The following is a 6,462-nucleotide window of genomic DNA, read 5'->3' on the forward strand; positions in this document are numbered from 1 at the left end:
CCGATTACCGTTAATCTGAAGCAGCCAGGGGAGAAGCTCCGAGGAGAAGGCTCGCAATCCGGTTTGGGTGTCCTTTAGATTCTGACCGGATATCATGGTATATAAAAGGCTGGTAAGCCTGTTTCCGATTCTGCTTTTTAAAGGTATTTTTCCTATAAAATCTCTGCAGCCAAGTACAAGAAGCTTGCCGCCGTTTTTTAGAGCGGCAGCTACCTTTAGTATGTCAGAAGGCCGATGCTGCCCGTCACAGTCTGCACATACAATCTCACCTTTATACCCGCTGTTCTGAAGATAAGAAAAGGCGGTTTTAAGTGCTGCACCTTTTCCTTGATTTATCTTGTGCGTAAGGATATGGCAGCCTTTTTTTGAAGCTTCTGTAAAAATAATGTCATATTCCGAAGAACTTCCGTCATTGATAAGGAGAATAGCAAAATCACAGGTATTTCCCAGTGAATTTTTTAAAGAATCTATAAGCATTAATAATTTATCGTCTGGTTCATAAGCTGGAATTACCACTTCAAGCATATTTATCACCCACTGATACCGCTGGAAAGAAAGCGATACTGCCACAAGTTAAAAGAGTGAAAGAATCTTAGTGTGGCAGCCTTTCAATTCTATATTTTCTTTCACGCTTCCTAACATAATGTTGTTTTTGACATATAAAACAATCTTAAAGGAGTTATAACCCTTCCCCTATACACTTTGGAGTTTTTCTGTATGAAAATCCTTCATATCGAACCATTTAAGTTAGCCGATATAGAGAATATCACTGACACCGCGCTCTTTACCTTTACCAAGAGGATTATTAACAACCCTGCCCATAAAGTACATGGTAGAGGAGCCGCCCCCGTCCAGGTTATAAGCCTCGGTGCAGTTAAGGCTTACAAAGAGATCTGCAAATTCCTCCAGGGACATGCCTTTACTGTAGCCACTGCTGCGTCCATCCACTACAACAAATACATAGTGGTTAGGGCTGATAATACCTACACCGGTTCTGGGATTGGAGCCTTGTATGGAATGGTTGCCAAAGTTTGTATCAATTTCCACTTTACCAAGATTCGAGACAGCCATACTATCTGTAACAAGAGCAGGCCCGAAGGACAGGGTCTGCATTACTCCGGCATCCACTAATTCCTGTGCAGTAGTGGATGTCTCATCATATATTTTCATAGTACCGTCAGAATAAAAGGCCAGACCTGTTCTTGCGGGGCTATCCCGAAATATTTTTCCATTTCTTATGATGATTCCATCCTCTCTGAAACCATAGTAATCACCGTTTATAGCAAAGATGGCATTATTGGCCTCTGCGATTTCAGAGGTGTATTCGATTATATTCTGGCCGAATTTGTTATCCGCAAAGGCAGATTTTAAACTTGTTGAAGCTTTTAGGATTACGTCTGCCGTATAATAGGTAATGGTATCTGCACCGGTTCCGGCAGATACTTTTTTTATCTGAATTGATACCGTATCACTGGAATAATTCCAGTCATCTGCGGTATAATCTGTCCGGGAATCCTCTGTCCCTGTGTCTGTGGTATCAAGAGCGTTTTCAACTTTTACATGTTTGATAAGATAACGGTCGGCTGCCATATAAAGCAGTAAGGCAATAAGTATTAATGCAAGAATAAGAATTATGAAGGGTTTCTTAGTAGCTTTCCTGGTTGTTTTTTTCGTTTGCAAAGCAGCAGCTCCTTTCAATTAAAATAGATAACCTCAGTATAGAGGAATATTATGTTCAGTCTGTTAGCAAACTGTGATAAATCTGTGGGTTGATCCTCCAATAAAGCTTGACAGGCAGATACGGGAAATTATAAAATGAGTAAAAATATACCATACAAAGAGAAGAAACTATTTAATCCTACACTTAAGAAGATTAACTTTAGCTGATTGGTAATATCTGAAGTACAGGTTAAAAGTAATATAAAAGGAAAACAAGGAGGAAGAGTGAATATGAAAGTTATAGCAATTAATGGGAGCCCCAGAAAACATGGGAATACAGCTGAAATGTTAAAAAGTGCATTGGAGGGAGCAAAAGAGAACGGTGCAAAGACTAAAATCTATAACCTCTATGATATGGAATTTACCGGCTGTGTCAGCTGTTTTGCCTGTAAGAAGAAAGGAAAAGACTGTAAAGGCCTTTGTGTAATAAAAGATGATCTGAAAGAGGTATTAGAAGAAATATTAAAATGTGATGCGCTACTAATCGGCTCACCTATTTATTTTTCAGATGTAACCGGTGAAGTCAGATCTTTTTTAGAAAGACTGCTTTTCCCTATTCTGTCCTATAATAAAGGAGAGAGAGAAATCTTAAAGGAAAGTATTCCCTCAGCCTTTATCTATACCATGAATGTACCACTGGAACAATATGATAGTCTGGGCTATAAAGTGATCGCTGAAAGAAATCAGAAAATTATCGGAGGGCTTTTAAAAGCAGAATCTCAAATACTGTTATCCTGTAACACCTATCAGTTCAAGGATTATGATAAATACAATGCCAGCCGCTTCTCGGTAGAAGAAAAAGAGAAGGTTCGGAAAGAGCAATTCCCCCTGGATTTAAAAGCTGCTTTTGAATTAGGCAAACAGCTGACAACCAAATAGGGTTTTGCAGATAAGGTCTTGTTTGACGATGTTGTTTTCCTGTGGTATCATGAATATTTGAGCAGTAATTGTCTTATATAGTTTGTTTGGAAAAGAGAAGGAGAAAGGAATAAGTACAATATGAAGAAGAGTCACATCACTATTTTAGTTGCCTTAATAGTCATCATTGGAGCAGTTGCAGTCGGATTTGCTTTAAGAAAAGGGAATACAGCAGGAGGAGGCTCAGCTGTAACAGGTTATAAAGAACAGTTGGCTGAACCCAAAAAAGGCGAGACAGTAGCTGAATTAGTAATAGAAGGCTTTGGTTCCATTCACGTGAAGTTTTTTAATGAAGAAGCACCAAAGTCAGTGGAAAATTTTATAACTCATGCAAAAGACGGATATTATGATGGTTTAACCTTCCATAGGGTTATGGATAACTTTATGATTCAGGGAGGGGATCCTACCGGAACCGGGATGGCCGGTGAGAGCATCTGGGGAGAGAACTTTGAAGATGAGTTCTCAGACAACCTGCAGCCCTACCGCGGAGCACTCTGTATGGCTAACAGCGGTGCTAATACCAACGGAAGCCAGTTCTTTATCGTTCAGGCGAAGGACACTTATGATGAGGCATCATCATTATAAGCAGTGGCCCATCTGCTGTGTAATGGACTAAAGTGCCTCATCATAAGTGTCCTTCGCCTGAACGATAAAGAACTGGCTTCCGTTGGTATTAGCACCGCTGTTAGCCATACAGAGTGCTCCGCGGTAGGGCTGCAGGTTGTCTGAGAACTCATCTTCAAAGTTCTCTCCCCAGATGCTCTCACCGGCCATCCCGGTTCCGGTAGGATCCCCTCCCTGAATCATAAAGTTATCCATAACCCTATGGAAGGTTAAACCATCATAATATCCGTCTTTTGCATGAGTTATAAAATTTTCCACTGACTTTGGTGCTTCTTCATTAAAAAACTTCACGTGAATGGAACCAAAGCCTTCTATTACTAATTCAGCTACTGTCTCGCCTTTTTTGGGTTCAGCCAACTGTTCTTTATAACCTGTTACAGCTGAGCCTCCTCCTGCTGTATTCCCTTTTCTTAAAGCAAATCCGACTGCAACTGCTCCAATGATGACTATTAAGGCAACTAAAATAGTGATGTGACTCTTCTTCATATTGTACTTATTCCTTTCTCCTTCTCTTTTCCAAACAAACTATATAAGACAATTACTGCTCAAATATTCATGATACCACAGGAAAACAACATCGTCAAACAAGACCTTATCTGCAAAACCCTATTTGGTTGTCAGCTGTTTGCCTAATTCAAAAGCAGCTTTTAAATCCAGGGGGAATTGCTCTTTCCGAACCTTCTCTTTTTCTTCTACCGAGAAGCGGCTGGCATTGTATTTATCATAATCCTTGAACTGATAGGTGTTACAGGATAACAGTATTTGAGATTCTGCTTTTAAAAGCCCTCCGATAATTTTCTGATTTCTTTCAGCGATCACTTTATAGCCCAGACTATCATATTGTTCCAGTGGTACATTCATGGTATAGATAAAGGCTGAGGGAATACTTTCCTTTAAGATTTCTCTCTCTCCTTTATTATAGGACAGAATAGGGAAAAGCAGTCTTTCTAAAAAAGATCTGACTTCACCGGTTACATCTGAAAAATAAATAGGTGAGCCGATTAGTAGCGCATCACATTTTAATATTTCTTCTAATACCTCTTTCAGATCATCTTTTATTACACAAAGGCCTTTACAGTCTTTTCCTTTCTTCTTACAGGCAAAACAGCTGACACAGCCGGTAAATTCCATATCATAGAGGTTATAGATTTTAGTCTTTGCACCGTTCTCTTTTGCTCCCTCCAATGCACTTTTTAACATTTCAGCTGTATTCCCATGTTTTCTGGGGCTCCCATTAATTGCTATAACTTTCATATTCACTCTTCCTCCTTGTTTTCCTTTTATATTACTTTTAACCTGTACTTCAGATATTACCAATCAGCTAAAGTTAATCTTCTTAAGTGTAGGATTAAATAGTTTCTTCTCTTTGTATGGTATATTTTTACTCATTTTATAATTTCCCGTATCTGCCTGTCAAGCTTTATTGGAGGATCAACCCACAGATTTATCACAGTTTGCTAACAGACTGAACATAATATTCCTCTATACTGAGGTTATCTATTTTAATTGAAAGGAGCTGCTGCTTTGCAAACGAAAAAAACAACCAGGAAAGCTACTAAGAAACCCTTCATAATTCTTATTCTTGCATTAATACTTATTGCCTTACTGCTTTATATGGCAGCCGACCGTTATCTTATCAAACATGTAAAAGTTGAAAACGCTCTTGATACCACAGACACAGGGACAGAGGATTCCCGGACAGATTATACCGCAGATGACTGGAATTATTCCAGTGATACGGTATCAATTCAGATAAAAAAAGTATCTGCCGGAACCGGTGCAGATACCATTACCTATTATACGGCAGACGTAATCCTAAAAGCTTCAACAAGTTTAAAATCTGCCTTTGCGGATAACAAATTCGGCCAGAATATAATCGAATACACCTCTGAAATCGCAGAGGCCAATAATGCCATCTTTGCTATAAACGGTGATTACTATGGTTTCAGAGAGGATGGAATCATCATAAGAAATGGAAAAATATTTCGGGATAGCCCCGCAAGAACAGGTCTGGCCTTTTATTCTGACGGTACTATGAAAATATATGATGAGACATCCACTACTGCACAGGAATTAGTGGATGCCGGAGTAATGCAGACCCTGTCCTTCGGGCCTGCTCTTGTTACAGATAGTATGGCTGTCTCGAATCTTGGTAAAGTGGAAATTGATACAAACTTTGGCAACCATTCCATACAAGGCTCCAATCCCAGAACCGGTGTAGGTATTATCAGCCCTAACCACTATGTATTTGTTGTAGTGGATGGACGCAGCAGTGGCTACAGTAAAGGCATGTCCCTGGAGGAATTTGCAGATCTCTTTGTAAGCCTTAACTGCACCGAGGCTTATAACCTGGACGGGGGCGGCTCCTCTACCATGTACTTTATGGGCAGGGTTGTTAATAATCCTCTTGGTAAAGGTAAAGAGCGCGGTGTCAGTGATATTCTCTATATCGGCTAACTTAAATGGTTCGATATGAAGGATTTTCATACAGAAAAACTCCAAAGTGTATAGGGGAAGGGTTATAACTCCTTTAAGATTGTTTTATATGTCAAAAACAACATTATGTTAGGAAGCGTGAAAGAAAATATAGAATTGAAAGGCTGCCACACTAAGATTCTTTCACTCTTTTAACTTGTGGCAGTATCGCTTTCTTTCCAGCGGTATCAGTGGGTGATAAATATGCTTGAAGTGGTAATTCCAGCTTATGAACCAGACGATAAATTATTAATGCTTATAGATTCTTTAAAAAATTCACTGGGAAATACCTGTGATTTTGCTATTCTCCTTATCAATGACGGAAGTTCTTCGGAATATGACATTATTTTTACAGAAGCTTCAAAAAAAGGCTGCCATATCCTTACGCACAAGATAAATCAAGGAAAAGGTGCAGCACTTAAAACCGCCTTTTCTTATCTTCAGAACAGCGGGTATAAAGGTGAGATTGTATGTGCAGACTGTGACGGGCAGCATCGGCCTTCTGACATACTAAAGGTAGCTGCCGCTCTAAAAAACGGCGGCAAGCTTCTTGTACTTGGCTGCAGAGATTTTATAGGAAAAATACCTTTAAAAAGCAGAATCGGAAACAGGCTTACCAGCCTTTTATATACCATGATATCCGGTCAGAATCTAAAGGACACCCAAACCGGATTGCGAGCCTTCTCCTCGGAGCTTCTCCCCTGGCTGCTTCAGATTAACGGTAAT

8 protein-coding genes are annotated in these 6,462 nt (G+C 39.6%); 4 read left to right on the top strand and 4 right to left on the bottom strand.

The genetic code is table 11. The annotated features are described in order from the left end of the window. Window positions 1-525: glycosyltransferase family 2 protein (locus BR73_RS0100005; RefSeq protein WP_033163885.1), on the bottom strand; the 525-nt coding region annotated here is incomplete at its 3' end. A gap of 222 nt (window positions 526-747) precedes the next feature. Then, entirely contained in the window at window positions 748-1,680 is a 933-nt protein-coding gene (locus tag BR73_RS0100010; protein WP_051684851.1) for a phosphodiester glycosidase family protein, read from the bottom strand. A gap of 270 nt (window positions 1,681-1,950) precedes the next feature. Here BR73_RS0100010 and BR73_RS0100015 point away from each other — a divergent pair, with 270 nt between their 5' ends. Further along, complete coding sequence (locus BR73_RS0100015) at window positions 1,951-2,598, top strand: flavodoxin family protein (protein WP_033163886.1); 648 nt, start codon at window positions 1,951-1,953, stop codon at window positions 2,596-2,598. A 120-nt stretch (window positions 2,599-2,718) separates the two neighbouring features. After that, window positions 2,719-3,222: a peptidylprolyl isomerase gene (locus BR73_RS0100020; protein ID WP_081848477.1), complete on the top strand. Its 504-nt coding sequence runs from the start codon at window positions 2,719-2,721 to the stop codon at window positions 3,220-3,222. A 27-nt stretch (window positions 3,223-3,249) separates the two neighbouring features. On the opposite strand, the gene BR73_RS0100025 is transcribed toward BR73_RS0100020, so the two are convergent. Together BR73_RS0100025 and BR73_RS0100030 are read right to left on the bottom strand one after the other, a co-directional pair. Beyond that, a complete protein-coding gene (locus BR73_RS0100025; protein ID WP_033163890.1) occupies window positions 3,250-3,747 on the bottom strand; it encodes a peptidylprolyl isomerase in 498 nt (165 codons plus the stop codon). Window positions 3,748-3,867: 120 nt separating this feature from the next. After that, window positions 3,868-4,515, bottom strand: a complete 648-nt coding sequence (locus tag BR73_RS0100030) for a flavodoxin family protein (RefSeq protein ID WP_033163886.1) — start codon at window positions 4,513-4,515, stop codon at window positions 3,868-3,870. Window positions 4,516-4,785: 270 nt separating this feature from the next. Between BR73_RS0100030 and BR73_RS0100035 the strand changes: the two genes are divergently transcribed. Both BR73_RS0100035 and BR73_RS0100040 read left to right on the top strand, forming a co-directional pair. After that, window positions 4,786-5,718: a phosphodiester glycosidase family protein gene (locus BR73_RS0100035; protein ID WP_051684851.1), complete on the top strand. Its 933-nt coding sequence runs from the start codon at window positions 4,786-4,788 to the stop codon at window positions 5,716-5,718. A 222-nt stretch (window positions 5,719-5,940) separates the two neighbouring features. Further along, a partial coding sequence (locus tag BR73_RS0100040) for a glycosyltransferase family 2 protein (RefSeq protein WP_033163887.1) occupies window positions 5,941-6,462 on the top strand: 522 nt, incomplete at its 3' end.

The organism is Clostridium sp. KNHs205, assembly GCF_000702945.1.
Classification (GTDB): domain Bacteria; phylum Bacillota; class Clostridia; order Lachnospirales; family Lachnospiraceae; genus Anaerocolumna.

What these genes read in the sequence shown, in the direction of transcription:
- BR73_RS0100015 (WP_033163886.1), top strand. Translation starts at nt 1,951, where the DNA reads ATGAAAGTTATAGCAATTAATGGGAGCCCCAGAAAACATGGGAATACA.
- BR73_RS0100020 (WP_081848477.1), top strand. Translation starts at nt 2,719, where the DNA reads ATGAAGAAGAGTCACATCACTATTTTAGTTGCCTTAATAGTCATCATT.
- BR73_RS0100025 (WP_033163890.1), bottom strand. Translation starts at nt 3,747, where the DNA reads ATGAAGAAGAGTCACATCACTATTTTAGTTGCCTTAATAGTCATCATT.
- BR73_RS0100030 (WP_033163886.1), bottom strand. Translation starts at nt 4,515, where the DNA reads ATGAAAGTTATAGCAATTAATGGGAGCCCCAGAAAACATGGGAATACA.